This is a genomic window from Isosphaeraceae bacterium EP7 (assembly GCA_038400315.1).
Taxonomy (GTDB): Bacteria; Planctomycetota; Planctomycetia; order Isosphaerales; family Isosphaeraceae; genus EP7.
Genome location: CP151667.1, coordinates 3,058,923 through 3,073,181, shown reverse-complemented (window position 1 = coordinate 3,073,181; position 14,259 = coordinate 3,058,923). Strand labels below are relative to the sequence as shown.

16 protein-coding genes are annotated in these 14,259 nt (G+C 65.4%); 4 read left to right on the top strand and 12 right to left on the bottom strand.

What is annotated here, in order from left to right:
* Positions 1-27 precede the first annotated feature (27 nt).
* The 5 genes from EP7_RS11875 to EP7_RS11855 all read right to left on the bottom strand — a co-directional run bounded on the left by EP7_RS11875 (position 28) and on the right by EP7_RS11855 (position 3,937).
* Positions 28-1,593 (bottom strand): DNA polymerase III subunit gamma/tau domain-containing protein, encoded by a 1,566-nt coding sequence (locus EP7_RS11875; RefSeq protein WP_463528065.1) that lies wholly within the window; start codon positions 1,591-1,593, stop codon positions 28-30.
* The gene (locus EP7_RS11870; RefSeq protein WP_463528064.1) at positions 1,590-2,042 is read right to left on the bottom strand and encodes a hypothetical protein; all 453 of its coding nucleotides are present in this window, start codon (positions 2,040-2,042) and stop codon (positions 1,590-1,592) included. Before EP7_RS11870 ends, EP7_RS11875 begins: the two co-directional genes overlap by 4 nt.
* Positions 2,043-2,384: 342 nt before the next feature.
* A complete protein-coding gene (locus tag EP7_RS11865; protein WP_463528063.1) occupies positions 2,385-2,969 on the bottom strand; it encodes a YdeI/OmpD-associated family protein in 585 nt (194 codons plus the stop codon).
* 147 nt (positions 2,970-3,116) lie between these two features.
* Positions 3,117-3,686 (bottom strand): 3'-5' exoribonuclease domain-containing protein, encoded by a 570-nt coding sequence (locus EP7_RS11860; protein WP_463528062.1) that lies wholly within the window; start codon positions 3,684-3,686, stop codon positions 3,117-3,119.
* A 2-nt stretch (positions 3,687-3,688) separates the two neighbouring features.
* On the bottom strand, positions 3,689-3,937 hold the full coding sequence (locus tag EP7_RS11855) for a nucleoside triphosphate pyrophosphohydrolase family protein (RefSeq protein WP_463528061.1): 249 nt from the start codon (positions 3,935-3,937) through the stop codon (positions 3,689-3,691).
* A 356-nt stretch (positions 3,938-4,293) separates the two neighbouring features.
* Between EP7_RS11855 and EP7_RS11850 the strand changes: the two genes are divergently transcribed.
* Both EP7_RS11850 and EP7_RS11845 read left to right on the top strand, forming a co-directional pair.
* The gene (locus EP7_RS11850; protein WP_463528060.1) at positions 4,294-4,806 is read left to right on the top strand and encodes a DUF3592 domain-containing protein; all 513 of its coding nucleotides are present in this window, start codon (positions 4,294-4,296) and stop codon (positions 4,804-4,806) included.
* A 544-nt stretch (positions 4,807-5,350) separates the two neighbouring features.
* The gene (locus EP7_RS11845; RefSeq protein WP_463528059.1) at positions 5,351-6,010 is read left to right on the top strand and encodes a DUF6928 family protein; all 660 of its coding nucleotides are present in this window, start codon (positions 5,351-5,353) and stop codon (positions 6,008-6,010) included.
* 102 nt (positions 6,011-6,112) lie between these two features.
* Here EP7_RS11845 and EP7_RS11840 read toward each other — a convergent pair whose 3' ends face one another.
* The 3 genes from EP7_RS11840 to EP7_RS11830 form a co-directional block, all read right to left on the bottom strand.
* Positions 6,113-6,466: a type II toxin-antitoxin system YafQ family toxin gene (locus EP7_RS11840; protein ID WP_463528058.1), complete on the bottom strand. Its 354-nt coding sequence runs from the start codon at positions 6,464-6,466 to the stop codon at positions 6,113-6,115.
* Positions 6,426-6,689, bottom strand: a complete 264-nt coding sequence (locus EP7_RS11835; RefSeq protein ID WP_463528057.1) for a type II toxin-antitoxin system RelB/DinJ family antitoxin — start codon at positions 6,687-6,689, stop codon at positions 6,426-6,428. Before EP7_RS11835 ends, EP7_RS11840 begins: the two co-directional genes overlap by 41 nt.
* A gap of 268 nt (positions 6,690-6,957) precedes the next feature.
* Positions 6,958-7,473: a BON domain-containing protein gene (locus EP7_RS11830; protein ID WP_463528056.1), complete on the bottom strand. Its 516-nt coding sequence runs from the start codon at positions 7,471-7,473 to the stop codon at positions 6,958-6,960.
* A 490-nt stretch (positions 7,474-7,963) separates the two neighbouring features.
* Here EP7_RS11830 and EP7_RS11825 point away from each other — a divergent pair, with 490 nt between their 5' ends.
* Both EP7_RS11825 and EP7_RS11820 read left to right on the top strand, forming a co-directional pair.
* Positions 7,964-8,566, top strand: coding sequence for a DUF4177 domain-containing protein (locus EP7_RS11825; protein WP_463528055.1), 603 nt, complete (start codon positions 7,964-7,966; stop codon positions 8,564-8,566).
* A gap of 83 nt (positions 8,567-8,649) precedes the next feature.
* Positions 8,650-10,041: a BNR-4 repeat-containing protein gene (locus EP7_RS11820; protein ID WP_463528054.1), complete on the top strand. Its 1,392-nt coding sequence runs from the start codon at positions 8,650-8,652 to the stop codon at positions 10,039-10,041.
* Positions 10,042-10,054: 13 nt separating this feature from the next.
* Here EP7_RS11820 and EP7_RS11815 read toward each other — a convergent pair whose 3' ends face one another.
* The 4 genes from EP7_RS11815 to EP7_RS11800 form a co-directional block, all read right to left on the bottom strand.
* The gene (locus EP7_RS11815; RefSeq protein WP_463528053.1) at positions 10,055-10,543 is read right to left on the bottom strand and encodes a hypothetical protein; all 489 of its coding nucleotides are present in this window, start codon (positions 10,541-10,543) and stop codon (positions 10,055-10,057) included.
* Between the two features lie 67 nt (positions 10,544-10,610).
* A complete protein-coding gene (locus EP7_RS11810) occupies positions 10,611-11,231 on the bottom strand; it encodes an HAD family hydrolase (RefSeq protein WP_463528052.1) in 621 nt (206 codons plus the stop codon).
* Between the two features lie 22 nt (positions 11,232-11,253).
* Complete coding sequence (locus EP7_RS11805) at positions 11,254-12,129, bottom strand: HD domain-containing protein (RefSeq protein WP_463528051.1); 876 nt, start codon at positions 12,127-12,129, stop codon at positions 11,254-11,256.
* Between the two features lie 889 nt (positions 12,130-13,018).
* Positions 13,019-13,660, bottom strand: coding sequence for a PEP-CTERM sorting domain-containing protein (locus EP7_RS11800; RefSeq protein ID WP_463528050.1), 642 nt, complete (start codon positions 13,658-13,660; stop codon positions 13,019-13,021).
* Positions 13,661-14,259: the final 599 nt, after the last annotated feature.

Below are 14,259 nucleotides of genomic sequence, written 5' to 3'. Positions count from 1 at the left end.
GGACAGTCCGAACGGGGCTCACGGGCGTCAGCTCGGCGGCGGGATGGCCCGCGGGAGGTCGGGGGCGTGGCCGTCGCCGATGGGATCCGGGACGCGCGGACCGGCGACGGGCTGGGCCCGCTCGTTTTGGTTGAAACTCCTTTGTTTCAAATGGGTTGCGTCATTGGGTTCGTTTCGCGCGACGGATCCGGCCTCGCGGCCGGCGACCCGTGTCGGGCCGGCGGAGACCGTCGAGGCTTCCGTGCGACCCGAGGCGGGCTGGAAGGTTCGGGCGTCTTGCTTACGTTGGACGTACGCTGTGCTGTGATTCGCATTGGTTACGCGATCCGGACGCTGGCGAGGATCGGTCCTGCGGAGGTGCGAGGCGGGCGTGTGCGTTGAGGGCGGTTTCGACACGTTTCCGGCCGCCTGGCCGTCGTCCAGGCCCACATCGGCCACGGAATGGGGGTTCCGGGTGGGGCGTGTTGTCAACGCGTGAACGGGGGTTCGGTCGACCGATTCAGGTTTTACGCCGGATTTTCCTTTAACGGTCGCCGGTGGGCGTTCGGTCGGACCGGCGTCTCGATGCTGAGCGATTGAGGGGCCTGCGGGATCGTCGTTCATCATGCCGATGCGGTGCGATTGCAGACCGCCCGTTGCCTCGTCTCGGTGGGTGTCGAAGGCCCCTTCCGCGTGCATGCGGAGGTAGGCTTCCATCTCGCGGAGTTTGTCGGGTCGTCGGTTGGGGTCGTCGGTGCTCAGGTCGACTTCGGGCCCGCGCGCCTTCGCGTGCTGGGCCGTGGCGGGGCGAACGATCGCGGGAGCCTCGGTGGGGGCGGCCGCATTGCTGACCGCCTTCTCCTTCGTTCGGGCGCCGCCAGGGGCCCGGCGTGCTCCCGCGTGCCCCGGCTTCTCGGCGGCCTGGATGTCGAGCGAGACGGCCCGGCCTGGGCCGTCGGGCGGGGTGGTCGACGGATCGGGATCGGAGTTGCTGTCCTGCTCGGCGGACGCGGGTTGCAGGGCTCCGTCGGCGCGGAGGATTCGCGGGCGTGGGGCCTCGTCGTGGGCGGGCGGTTGGCCGGCCCCCTGCTCTTCGCCCGTCTGCTTGCGGATCTTGAGCAGCAGGGTGAGCGAGCGCTGGATGCCCCCTTCGGCGGCGACCTGGTAGCGGCGCAGGGCCTCGCCGCCGTGTGTGGTGTCGACGAGCGTGCGCCAGGGGGCCTCGTCGCGGTCCAGGTCGTCGAGCCGTTCGCAGCGGGCGCGCCGGGCGGTCAGGCGTTCGCGGTCGTCCCGGATGATCTGCGAGAGCTCGGCGACGACCGCCGCCCGGCGCTCGAGCTTGGCGGCGTGGTCGGCGGCCTCGCGTTCCGGTTGCGGCGGGTTGTTCTGGGGCTGCCAGTAGCTGGGCACCCGGCTGCACGGGGGGAGCGGCGGGGCGCTCTGGCCGGCGAGGGTCTGGATCCGGGTCGTGTCGACGCAGTCGACGTCATCGAGCAGCGCGATGAGCCGCAACGCATCGCGGGCGCCCCACCCCTGGTCGTCAAGTCGCCGGGCCAGCTGGTCATACTGGCCGAGGATCCAGTCGATGCCGATCACGGTCCCGCGCAGCCTCATGCCGGCCCCGGCGTCGAACGGGTCGCCGTGGACCTTGGCCCGCTCCGAAGCCCCAGCATCAGATAATCGATCTGCTTGCGCACCTTGATGATATCCGCCCGAGCCTGTTCCCTGGCCCGTTCGTCCCAGACCTCGGAGGCCCTCCGCGTCCGCTCGGCGCGCATCGCCTCATCCTGGGCGACCGCGCGGTCGAACTGGACCGAGCAGGCAACGGCCCGCTCGGCCATGTGCCGCTGCATGTCCCCCTGCGGAATCAGGTCGACACTCCAGCTCGCGAGCCGTCTACTCTTCTCGAACTCGTCATCCGGCACCATCACCGTCCCGCGCCCCGCCAGCCCATGTTTGAGCGCATTGCGCCTGGCCACCTCCTTCCCCGCCGAACTCTTCGGCCCCGTCGACTTCGTCGCATTCTCGCGGTTGGCGCGTATCTGGGCGGGCGTGGCGGGCATGTATGTGACCCCTTCGTCACGTTGGTCTTCGGTGCAAATTCCAGGGTGCTGCCAGATTTAAGGGGTAACCGACGCATCGGCATCGAAACGCAGTGCCCCCTTCTGAAACAGTCGTTCGAAACGCCGATTTCCTCCCTACAATTTGCGAATTCTGTGGCCGTGTTGATTTTTGTCAACGCGTTGGCCGAGAGGATCGAGGTCGGCTTGGACCAATCTGGATTTCTTTGGTCGATTTCAATCGCAAGACTTCGATGATTACGCCGCAGCCATCGAAAAATCAGGCCAATTGGAAGGTCGCGTCCCTGGGGGAGCCTGGCCTTCAGACGTTGGGGCGACGGATTTTCAACTTGATGGCTTCTTCCAGGTGAACTGCGGGATCCGCTCTGACCGAGTCGAGTGGGCGATCAGCGAGTTCAATCGGTTCTGACGGGTCTCTTCTCGCTTGGCACTCGCGACCCACCAGCTGGCCGCTTTCCGGTAAGACGGCGGTTGCTGTTGATAGAACTCCCACGCCGTCGGGTTTTCTCGCAGCAGCCCCTGATACGGCTCGGGCAGGTCTACTTCGCCTTGTTCGTGCGAGTAAATCCCCGATCGGTTCTCCTTGCGGGCTGCAAACGCCGCGAGCCCGGTGGGCTGCATGCGGCCGAGTTCGGTCATCATCCGGACCCGCTCGACGTTGACGTTGCTCCAGACGCTGCCTTTCTTGCGAGGCGTGAAGCGGTTCGCATAGCTCTCGGCATCGACGCCCTTGCGGATGCTGTCGATCCATCCATAGCACAGGGCCTCGTCGACCGCTTCGGGCCAGGTCATGCTCCGACGGCCCGAACCCTTCTTGTAAAAGCCGACCCAGACGTGATCGGTCGCATCGTGATTCGTGGCGAGCCATGCCTGGAAGTCGGCGGGAGTCTCGAAGAAGATGGGGGTCATGAGTGCCTCGAACGCGGCTAAATCCGGAGCCGCCAATCGTAGCCGAGTCGCCGGGTCGCGTGAACTTCGAGTCATGCTGGGAACCGAACGCATCGATTGAAAAACGAGAACTTCACGTTCTGAGACAATCTCTTTGCCGGAGGTTGCTCAACCCTTTGTCTGGTGTAGTTTTCGGTTGTCCGCCAGAATGTTGCAGAACAACGCGCCTTGTTCGATGGCGTCGTCCAACGCCTTGTGGGTGTGTGGTGGATCGTCGAACCAATGCTTCGGCATCCGCCGTTTGGCCGTCTCGCGGTAGCTGGTGCCCAGTGAGGCCATCGCGAAAGTCTTGATGTCCAGAGCCGAGAAGGAGAATGGCGACTCGCCCGCGAACCGAATCAGGTACCAGTAAACGAAGAGGAAGTCGAAACCGGCGGGGTACCCGACGAAGACGGGCTTGCCCGGTAGACCCTTGAGCCAGGCGACGTAAGCCTTCATCGCCTCTTGTGGATCGCGAGGATCTCGGCGGCATTCTGCCCACGCTTCGGGTTGTGTTTGCCACCAGGCCATTGTCTCGGGGTGTCCCTGGGCCCCAGGGAGCGTGTTCAGGTTCGCCTCGAAGGTGGCGACGAGCTGCTTGTCGGCGGTGTAGGCGGCCGAGCCGAAGCTGAGTATGGAGTGGGGGCCAGGGATCGGGCCGTCCGTCTCGACATCGGTGCTGACGTAAATTTCCGACATAATCACTCCTCGGTCTGGTGGTGTAGGTATGGACCTACGATTACCGCCTTGGCGTCGGCGCGGTCGTGGATGGCGATCTTATGCAAGTCTCCCGCGTGGCAAAGGCGAATCATCACGTGCCGAACATCGCCCAGCTCCTTATCTAGCGACTCGCGGTAAGTAGGGCCACCATCAGGATGCTTACTCTCGTAGCTGTGGCGCAGCACCTTTCCGATAGCCTTTATCGCCTCGCCCATTTCTTCGGCGATCAAAAGCTAGACGCTCCGCTTCTGCTGGGGTTAGTCCGTTGAAATGCTCAGCCATTTGCGTTATCCCTATCCCTCGATTGTTGATCGGCAGAGCGATGCGATCTGAGCAAAATCGGTTCAAGGGTTGGTCGCGATGGCCGTGGACGTCAGGATGCGGGACGGTCCGCCGAACATCCGAGTTGGACGATCGGCGGCCCTGTTAGAGATCGAGCGGAGTGTCGGCGGCGAGGTCAGGGCTTGTCGAAATCCAGCCCCCTCGGTCCAGGATTGATTAATGAATTTGATGCATCTCATTTATCTGGCTATGTTAGATTGACTTGTCGCGAAACGAATCGTGAGCCGACGGCGGAGTGCATGCAATGAAAGAAGGCGTCGGCGGTTTCATCGTGTTTATGAGCATTTTCTCCTCAATTGGATTCGTCATTCTCGGCCTGGGTCTGTGGAACGCATGGCAATCAAGGCGTGCGAGCTATTGGCCGGTGACTCCGTGCCAGTTCTCTGAACTCGCCTTGAAAGAGCATCGCGGCGACGGCGACGGCGCCACGACCCACGGTGTCGAGGTCCGCTTCACTTACGACGTCGGGGGCGTCGAATACGAGGGGACGGTGCTCGCCTTCGGGTATGCACCCAGCATCGGCGTGGCCGCGCACGAGGAAATTTACCGGAAACTGAAAGGGGCCAATCTCGTCTCCGCTCGCTACAATCCCGCCAATCCCGCCGAATCGTGCCTCTCCTATGGAATCAGTAAATCGATACTTTCGAATTTTATCTTCTCGGGAATCTGGCTCGCGTTATCCGCCGGGGCAACTTGCCTCTATTGGCTGTGTTTCTGGGGCGAAGACGTGCTCCTTCGGAACCTGTCGATCGGTTGACGAACTCGCTCACGACGACCTGTCAGTCGCCTTCTCCGCGCCCGGCAATCCACGTCCCTGCCGCTCAAACATCAACGGTTCGCATCAAGGTCGGGCGAACGGATCGCCCTTTGCACTGCCTTCAACGAGAGGATTCTTCGGCCCTCGACACCTTCGCCCCGAAGGCCGGCGATCCCGATCTTCTGAAGTTCCAACCTCGAGTCCGGCTCGACGAGCCCCAGGGGAAGCTGAAGTCAGGCGACCGCGTGACGTTCGTTTCCATGACGCTCGACAAAATGATCACGGCAACGTCGCTCCCGATCCCTCATGGTTGGTCGGCAGGGCCCTGCTTTTGGAACAATATCGGTTCAAAGGTTGATCGTGATCGCCGCGAAGGTCTCGAAGCGAGTTGGGCCTCCGAACATCCGAGTTGGACGATCGGCGGCCCTGGTTGATTTCGGGCGGTGTGTCGGTGGCGAGGTCAGGGCTTGATGATGACCTCGACGCCGCGGGGCTCGGCGACGGGGGGTGACTTCATGATCTTGTTGAACCCACTGGGGGATCTATGGGAGCGAAAACGTGGATGCTCGTCTACGCGGACGGAAGCCCTCGTGACTTGCTGGCTGGACGGCCCAGGCTGGATCGCAACGCGACATCGAGGCTAGCCGCCGAGTTGTTCCCGAAGGACCGGCTCGCACCGCTCGCGGATGGGACGTTGTCGCAGACCTGTCCGCCGGACGGCGAGATCGACATCGGCTGCTTTCCGGGGCTCTCCGTCGTTGCCGCCAAGGAGATCGGGATCGACTACCCTTCCAGGCTGTCGCCACGCTTCCTCGAATGCGCAGGGTCGCGGACAATCTATCTGCATGCGATGCACAGCGTGGTCGACTGGTTTGCCTTCGCCGTCTGGCGTGCTGGCAAGCTCGAGCGTTCGTTGAGTCTGTCACCCGACAGCGGAGTCATCGAGGACATCGGCCCACGGATGGCCTTCGAAGGACCGTACTGGTCCGGAGAGCATCCGGCGGTGGACCCCGAAGACGACGATGAAGTCGAACCTCCGTACCCGTTCCCGTTTCATCCGCTGGAGCTTGGAGATGCGGCGCTGAGAGAGCTCTTCGGATTTCAACTCGAGGGTGTCATCGACCCGTCGCTCCTTGATCCCGAATCGGTGCCTCTCGCTCGCTTCAAACGGAGGGCATCAATGTTCAAGCTCTGGTGGCGATAAGTCCAAATTACGGGTGGCCCCGTTTGCGTTTGCAACCGGGGTCGCAGGTCGACAACGAGGTTGGCTTCACCGACCTGCAGGGGAGCCGGACGTTCCAGGCGATCATTCAAACAAGTCGGAGTGTGTTCCGGTGCGTGCAAGTACGAGTTCTGTCTCTGTCATGCGGTAAATGACCAGACAGTCTGGGGAGACGTGGCAATCGCGCCACCCCTTGTATTCTCCCTTGAGGGGGTGGTCCCTGTATTCCTGGGCGAGCGGTTCGCGCGAGCAGAGGATCGCGATCACCTGCCTCAATCGCCCCAGGTCTTCGCCGCGCTTTCGCATCCGCTCGAGATCGCGCGTGAAGCGGGTCGTCAGGGACGGTGTGAGGGGTGGCAAGGCGGGCGGCGGGATCCGTGGCTTTTTCTTCGCCACGTCAGAGGCCCAATTCGTCGAACATTTCCTGGCTGCTGCCATAACGCTTGAGGTTGCCGGCCTCGGCATCCTGGATCGCCTCGCGGGTTTCCGCGTTGGGGATCTTGACGGGAAATGGCAACCCGTTTGCCAGCGTCACTTGGGCATAGAAGAGGCGGATCGCGTCGCTGGCATTCAGGCCCAGCGTCTCGAAGATCGCCTCGGCCCGAGCCTTCAAGGTGGAGTCGATTCGCGCGTGGATGACTTCGGTCTTCGCGGTTCCCATGCTCGATCCCCGTTGCTTTAGTCTCTCTATTTGTATCACGGGCGTGATACAGCATCAAGGGGCGGCACTTCGCCAACTTCGATCGCTTGCCATCCGAATGCACGAAGCCACGGATTGATCCCTGGTTCCTCCGCGAGACCTCTTCGTCCTGGGGCGGGGCACCGCCTGCGATGTCCGCGAATGTCCGGAAGCGAGTTGGGCCGCCGATCGTCCGGGTTGGACGATCGGCGGCCCTGGTTGATTTCACGCGGTGTGCCGGCGGGCGAGGTCAGGGCTTGACGATGACCTTGGCGCCGCGGGGCTCGGCGACGGGCGGGGTGATGATGACCCGTTTCGGCTTGACGGTGGTGGTCGTGGTGGTCGTGGTGGCCGGGGCGGTCTCGATGACCTGGACTTCCTTGCCGATGACGAGCTCGTTGACGATGGTGGTCACGCCGACGGTGGACTCGACGAGGTCAAGGGCCCGCTCCTTGGCGGCGGCGCTGGTAACCGGGCCGCGGAGGATGGCGGTGCCGTCGGCCCGGACTTCCAGCTCGATGGCGGAGCCGACGAGGGCCTTGTCCCAGTGGATCCGGCTATAGACGCGGTCGAGGAGGTCCTGCTCCTGCACGGCCGCCCTGCCGCGGGCGACGGCGTTCTCCACGCCCCTACGGACGTTCTTGCCGGCATTGTCGAGCGCCTGGCCGGCCCGCTGCGCGGCCCCCTGCTGGCCCCAGGCCAGCGGTGCGATAGCGGCGACGGCTACCAGGGCGGCGAGAAGCTTGATGGAGTGGGCGGACTTCATGGGACATCCTTGCTCTGAGAACCTGGGGGATCTGGGTGTGCCAATTCGGTGCGCGAACCGGCCACGACGGGCCATCTATCTGCACACGGCGTGCCGATTCGCGGGGCGTCGCCGCCGATTCTTGGGGTCGCGGCGGGGCCGATCCCTGGGTTGGTCGGTTAACTTGTTTATGTAGTTGCTTAATCATCATTCATGATTCAAATGGTTTCGGTTTTGTCGCGATCGGGGTTCGTGTCCTCGACCTCAGCCGGGTGCATACGGCGCGGGCTCGGGCCCGTCCGGATTGGATTTCAAGTCTTTGTTCCTTGATGGATTTGTCTTAAAGAATTCATCGTATCGAGATGAGAGTTGCGGAAATTTGGGTGGACTGGACGGCCGGAAGGGGTACGATGTGGAGACTTCCTCTTATCCCTTCTTCAATCCGATGTCTGGATGGCTCCGCACCCATGCGAGAGGGCGCGGGGTTTCCGTTCCGCGAAAGGGGGCGGTCATGGCCATCGTCTTCCATTGTACGTGCGGGCACGCGCTGCGAACGCAGGACGACTCGGCGGGCAAGAAGACGCGGTGCCCGGCGTGCAACCAGGTGCTGACGATCCCGGCCAAGCCGGCGGCCGTCGGGGCGCATGGACCCACTCCGGCGCATGCCCCCACGCCGGCGCATGGACACGCGACCGCGCATGGGCACGCGCCGACGTCGGGGGGCCATGCGACGATGGTGGCCACGGGGCCCGCGCTGGATCAGGACCCGTTCGCGATGGAGCTGGATTGGGCGTCGCTGAAGGCGGCCCCGCACGTCCCGGCCCAGGAGATGGAGCAGGCGCGGCCGATCATCAGCGGCGGCGCCATCAAGGTGGACTCGGCGCCCACCGAGCTGGCGCACCCGGAGGTCCCCGCGCCCGAGGACGGATCGCGGCAGTACCGGGTCCTGACGCAGAAGGACCCGGGGCTGACGGGCAAGTTCAACGGGTTGAGGCTGGAGGAGGTGCTCAACGACCACGCGAGCCGAGGCTGGTGCCTGAAGGCCGCTTTCGCGATGAACATGCCGGGTCACGGCGGGCATCACGACGAGCTGGTGGTGATCCTGGAGCGTTGACGCGGAGAGGTTTCGCCGGCCCCGAATTCGTGCGAAGATCGGCGCAGGTCGAGGACCCGGGGCCGATCGCGGGGGATCGAGCGTTGACGCACGGATTCGGGGGGGTGGTGGCGTTGGCGGCGGTGGTGTTGGTTGCGTCGACGGCGGGGGCCGAGGAGCCCCCGGGGTCGACCCGCGTCGCAGGGTATGTCGGGTGCTGGTACTCGATCGGGGCGACGAAGGACGAATTCAAGTTCAAGTACAGCGGCGGGATGGCCACCTACCCGCAGCAGCACGCGCCGATCGCCGTTTACGACGGGCCGTCGAATCGGACCTACTTCGTCTACGGCGGCGCGAACGAGGCGCGGACGTCGATCCTGCACATGGTCTCGTACTTCGACCACGCGACGGGGACGGTGCCTCGGCCGGTCGTCTTGCTGGACAAGAAGACGACCGATGCGCACGACAATCCGGTGCTCCAGGTCGACGAGGCGGGGTACCTCTGGGTGTTCTCGAACTCGCACGGGGCGGGCCGGCCGTCGTTCATCCACCGGAGCCTGAAGCCTCGGTCGATCGACGGGTTCGAGCGGATCCTGAAGTCGAACTTCTCGTATGGCAATGCGTGGGTGGTGCCGGGCCACGGGTTCCTGTTCCTGCACACCAAGTATGCCGCGGGGCGCGGGCTGAGGTTCATGACGAGCCCGGACGGCCGCGAGTGGTCGGGGCCGACCCCGCTGGCCAAGATCGACCAGGGGGACTATCAGGTCAGCTGGCGGCGCGGCGGGACGGTGGGGACGGCCTTCGACTATCACCCGAGGCCGCTTGGGCTCGACGCGCGGACGAATCTGTACTATTTGCAGACGCCCGACGCCGGGGCCACCTGGACGACGGCCGGCGGGCACGCCGTGACACTGCCGCTGGCCGAGCCGGCCAACGCGGCCCTGGTGCGCGACTTCGCGGCCGAGGGGAAGCTGGTCTACCTGAAGGACCTGAACTTCGACGCCGAGGGGCGGCCGGTGGTTCTGTTCCTGACCAGCAAAGGGCACCTGCCCGGCCCGAAGCAGGGCCCGCACCAGTGGCAGACGGCGCACTGGACGGGCGAAGGTTGGCGGTTCCGGCCGTTCACGACGTCGGATCATAACTACGATCACGGATCGCTCTCCATCGAGGCCGGCGGCCTCTGGCGGGTGATCGCGCCGACGGAACCCGGGCCCCAGCCGTACGGCACGGGCGGGGAGATGGTGATCTGGACGAGCGCCGACGAGGGGGCGACCTGGCTCAAGGGGAAGCAACTGACCGTCGGCAATGGCCGGAACCAGACGTACGCGAGGCGGCCGCTGGACGCGCGACCCGACTTCTACGCGCTCTGGGCCGACGGCGATGCCCGGGCAAAGTCGGAGTCGAGCCTGTACTTCACCGACCGCGAGGGGAGCCACGTCTGGCGGCTCCCCGCCCGCGTCGAGGGCGACTCCGCGCGACCTGAGGTGGTGAAGTGAGGCGGTCGACGCGTCAGCAGCCGGCCAGGGCCTTTCTCGGCCTGGATTTGGACTTGGACCGGGCGGGGGCCTCGGCCTCGGCGGGAAGGTCCCTCGACTCCTTCAGTCGGTCGAGGCGGGGGTCGCCCATGGCCTCGGGCCAGATGTGGAAGCCGCCGGTGTAGACGGGGGGAATTTCCCAGGTGCCCCAGATGCCCCGGCCCTCGTTGAAGCCCTTGTAGTAGACGTCGTGCATGCCCTTGTAGCGCTTGTGGAAGTAGCAGCGGCCGTCGTCGAGGTCATACTTGCCGTTGAGAGTGAACTCGCCGACTCGGTCGCGGCCGGTCCCGGTGATCGACCCGTTCTGGAAGGTGAGGCGGAGGTCCATCCAGCTCTTGTCGGGGGCGCCGGGGACCCCCTTCTGCTGGAAGAAGCCGGTCCAGGGCCCCGAGGGGAAGCGAGGGTCGGTCTCGATCGGGTCTGGCCGCGGTCCCGGCCTGCGGCGTGGTGATGGGGGTTTCAACGGGATACGACTCCTCTCGCTTCTCTTCGCTTCTCTTTTCTTCGCGGAGACCAGGTCGGGCCCAATTTCAGGCGGTGACGCCGCGGGCGGCCAGATAGGCCCTGAGGGCGTCCAGGTCGGTGAACTGGTAGGCGTCGAGACCCGAGGCCTGGGCGCTCTCGACGTTCAGGGCGCGGTCGTCGATGAAGACGGCCTGCGACGGAGGGCAGCCCGCGATGCCCAGGGCGTTGGCATAGATCGATGCGTCGGGCTTGGCCTGGCCGAGGTAGCAGGAGGCGAGGAAGCCGCGAAAGATGGGGGCGAGGTTGTAGGTACGCACCCGGTGCTCGTGCAGGTCGCGGCTCTCATTGTTGAGGGTGAAGAGCCGGTAGCGGCCGGTGGCGGCCAGGGCCCTGACGAAGTCGAGGGTGTCACCCAGGGGGACCGAGGCGTCGAACATGACCTGCTTGAATGCGTCGGGGGTGAAGGGCCTCGACTTGTGGAAGACGGCGCGGGCGACGTAGTCGTCCAGGCTGATGCGGCCGGTCTCCATGGCGGTCTTGAGCATCTCGTGGCGGGCCTGGAACTCGCTGTAATCGAGGCCGAACAGCTCGGCGGCGGCTCGCCTGGCGGCGGTGTCCCAGCCGTTGGTGAGCAGGACGCCGCCGATGTCGAAGAAGAGCGTGGGCGCGTCGGTGTCGAGGGGCATCGCGGGCATCTCCCCGGCGGGATCAAGGGGTGTCGTCGTCTGGGGCCTGGATTTCTGCCTCGGCGGGCGGCTCGTCCGCACCCTCGTCGTTCTCGGCCTCGAGGGCGCGCAGGGCGTCCAGGGCCTCCTCGACGGTGGGGACGGACACACCGGGGACGCGTGCGGCCTCGTCGACCTCGCGGAGCAGTGCCAGGTCTTCGAGCCAGTCGGCCGACTCGGGGGCCGAGGCCCGCGCGACGCCGCGACCGGCCGCGTCCTTCTGGTGCCCGACGAGCCAGAGGGTGCGGGGGGTGACTGAGCCGCGGAGGGCGTCGACCCCGGCGGCGATGTGGTCGCGGGGGTCGACGGCCTTGCCGACGTCGTGCAGTAGGGCCGCCAGCAGGAATTCCTCGTCGTAGGGGCGCACGGCGCGGGCCTGCTCGTAGGCCTGGAGGCTGTGGTAGAGGGCGTCGCCTTCGGGATGCCTGCGCGGATCCTGCTTCACCGATTCGAGGGGGAGGAGCCTGAGCTTGTAGACGGCGAAGCGGTCGATGACGTCGGCCAGGCGGTCGAAGGAGGCCTCGGGGGCGTCTTCGTCCGAGTCGCCCTCGGCGTCGTCGTCCGCGGTCTCGTCGTCGTGGCCGCCGCGGGCAAGGGCGAGGACCTGCTGGCGGACCTCGGAGTCGGAGGGGAGATCACCGGGCCTGACGCGATGGCCGAGGACGGCGGCGGCCTTGCGCTTGGCCGCGTAGTATTCGGCCTCGGTGGCGTCGCGCAGGACGCCAGGGTCGGCCCCCTCGGCGGGGCCGATGACGGGATAGAGCCGCTTGGCGGCCTCGACGGCGATCTGGAGGCGGAGCCTGTCCCCGCTGGCCCCCTTGGCGCCATCGCGGAAGCGTTTCTTGAATTGATCGTGCATGGATGTCGCCCGGGACGGGAGCGCCGGGCATCGGGGGAGGAGGGGCGAGCTCGCCCCTCAATCGGAGTTCGGGCGAGGGTTGGCGCGCGGGCGACCCCCGCCCGATCGCGGGCGGCCTGTGTTCGAAAGGGAAATCGTCGCAGATGATGCCGCCCGTGGTCAAGACGACCTCTTCAGGACGGGGGCGGACGGCATCCCGGCGACCGGCGTGGCCCGCGAATTGACCGGGGGCGGCAAGAGGCTCGATCTCGCCAAACAATCGATCGGAGGCCAGCGACTCCCCTTGAGTGGGGCAGCCAGGGGAAACGGGGGAGCGGCCAGGGGTCGGCCGGTTTAATTATGCAGATTCCATGAAGATGACAGATTTGATTTTGGACCGATATGACTGGATGACGTGGCGTTTGAATGGCGAGAGAGGGTGGCCGGAAGGGTTCGGATTGCGAGAAATGTGGGCATTGCTGCTGTGATTTGTGGCGTTTTCCGGCCGATTGACGGGGTGGACATCCTCGTATGGAGGCGGCAAGGTGCCCTGAATTCGTGCTAAAAGCGGGTCATTGCCCGCGATTTACGTACTAGACTGGTTCTAGGTGGAGTTGCCGCAGGACATCCGGGCAAATCCGCAATGCTTCGGCGTCGGCAGGCCGAGAGGATTGCGGGGTGAGGCGAGGTCGGGCCGAGGTTCGATGCGGGGCGACGTCGGGCGGGATCGCGGGCGAGGGGCCGGGAAGGATGTGTCGGCGGGGGCCATGCCAGTGAGAGCGGGGTCGATCGAGGGGCGCGCGACGACGCCGTGGCCCCACCTTTTGAGGAGAGACCACGGCGCCATTTTTTCGATTGCGGACGACGACGCGGAAGAGGGGCGTTGCCCGGCTCAGACCGTTGCCGTGGCTCAGACCTTGGAGGCGCGGCGGACGCCGAGGGCGATCGGCGCGAGCATGCCCAGGCCGAGCATGACCATCGAGGCGGGCTCGGGCACGGCGGCCAGGTTGGCCGAGATCGAGATCACGCCGTTGCCGGTGCCGCTGCCCGTGATGGGCGAGCTGGTGGTGTTGACGCTACCCTTGACGTTGGTCATCGTGAAGCCGGTGACGGCGTCGAAGAGGGGCTGGGTGTAGAGGGCGGAGAAGATGCCGGTCGTCAGGACGTTGTTCAGGCTCAGCGAGCCGTTGCCGCCGGTGAGGGTGGCGGTGTAGGCGGCCGAGAAGAGGACGTCGCCGATGGCGATCGATCCGCTGGCGGCGGTGGCGACGATGCTGTAGGAGCCGCTGTAGGTGTCGCCGCCGACGTACTGGAGGTTGAGGTTGGTGCTGGCGCTGTAGGAGCCGCCGCCGATGGCGTCGACATACAGGCCGGGCTTGATGTCGGCGCCGATGATGGAGCCGCCGACGGTGCCCAGGTTCGTGAAGGTGAACGTGGGGGTGGGGGCGAGCTGGATGAACTGGCCGACCTGATCGGCCTTGGCCGGTGCGGCGATGGCGAGGGCGACGGCGGCGACGGCGGTGATCGCCTTGAGCTTCGCTGTGATTTGCATCTGTGCTGCCTTCCTCTCGGGCGGTGGATGGAGGAGTGGCTCCCTGGATGGGAGTAGAAGCCGCCCCGCCATCGTCCCTGGAGGGGTCTGCTCCCGGATGCCATCCGTCGTGCCCGATACGGCGGCATCACCACTGTCCGAAATCGAGCACCGAGGGTAGCTCAGTCAAATTGGATTTGCCAGACCCAGAGCACGAAAAAATTCCTGCGACAATTCTTAATTTGGTCGTTCTCAGGCGCGTCCAGCGACGCTCGAGAACCCATCATCAACGAGCTCTTTTAAGATGGTTGGCTGGCCCTCGCCATGGTTCCGGCCAGAGCCTGCGTCGATAGAGCCCCGATTTCGGCGATTTCTTCGCGTGAAATGCGATCGATGCGGTCGTCGGCGTGCAGCCTGGCCAGGGGTCGCGGGCGTCTCGGCTCGGGGAGAAAAGGCTCGGAGATTATGGCGTGAATGGGTCGCCGTCGCGATTCTTGACAACGGGGTCGTACCGGTCGAATCGCCTTCGAGGGCGACTCGGGTCTTCGGGCGTGCGGGCTTGTCCCGATCCGTTCGTCTGCTGGGGGCACGCCAGGAGGCTGGGATCGACTCCGGGACAC

What these genes read in the sequence shown, in the direction of transcription:
- EP7_RS11810 (WP_463528052.1), bottom strand. Translation starts at nt 11,231, where the DNA reads ATGCCCCTCGACACCGACGCGCCCACGCTCTTCTTCGACATCGGCGGC.
- EP7_RS11830 (WP_463528056.1), bottom strand. Translation starts at nt 7,473, where the DNA reads ATGAAGTCCGCCCACTCCATCAAGCTTCTCGCCGCCCTGGTAGCCGTC.
- EP7_RS11875 (WP_463528065.1), bottom strand. Translation starts at nt 1,593, where the DNA reads ATGAGGCTGCGCGGGACCGTGATCGGCATCGACTGGATCCTCGGCCAG.
- EP7_RS11870 (WP_463528064.1), bottom strand. Translation starts at nt 2,042, where the DNA reads ATGCCCGCCACGCCCGCCCAGATACGCGCCAACCGCGAGAATGCGACG.
- EP7_RS11800 (WP_463528050.1), bottom strand. Translation starts at nt 13,660, where the DNA reads ATGCAAATCACAGCGAAGCTCAAGGCGATCACCGCCGTCGCCGCCGTC.
- EP7_RS11850 (WP_463528060.1), top strand. Translation starts at nt 4,294, where the DNA reads ATGAAAGAAGGCGTCGGCGGTTTCATCGTGTTTATGAGCATTTTCTCC.
- EP7_RS11865 (WP_463528063.1), bottom strand. Translation starts at nt 2,969, where the DNA reads ATGACCCCCATCTTCTTCGAGACTCCCGCCGACTTCCAGGCATGGCTC.
- EP7_RS11835 (WP_463528057.1), bottom strand. Translation starts at nt 6,689, where the DNA reads ATGGGAACCGCGAAGACCGAAGTCATCCACGCGCGAATCGACTCCACC.
- EP7_RS11845 (WP_463528059.1), top strand. Translation starts at nt 5,351, where the DNA reads ATGGGAGCGAAAACGTGGATGCTCGTCTACGCGGACGGAAGCCCTCGT.
- EP7_RS11860 (WP_463528062.1), bottom strand. Translation starts at nt 3,686, where the DNA reads ATGTCGGAAATTTACGTCAGCACCGATGTCGAGACGGACGGCCCGATC.
- EP7_RS11825 (WP_463528055.1), top strand. Translation starts at nt 7,964, where the DNA reads ATGGCCATCGTCTTCCATTGTACGTGCGGGCACGCGCTGCGAACGCAG.
- EP7_RS11805 (WP_463528051.1), bottom strand. Translation starts at nt 12,129, where the DNA reads ATGCACGATCAATTCAAGAAACGCTTCCGCGATGGCGCCAAGGGGGCC.
- EP7_RS11840 (WP_463528058.1), bottom strand. Translation starts at nt 6,466, where the DNA reads ATGGCAGCAGCCAGGAAATGTTCGACGAATTGGGCCTCTGACGTGGCG.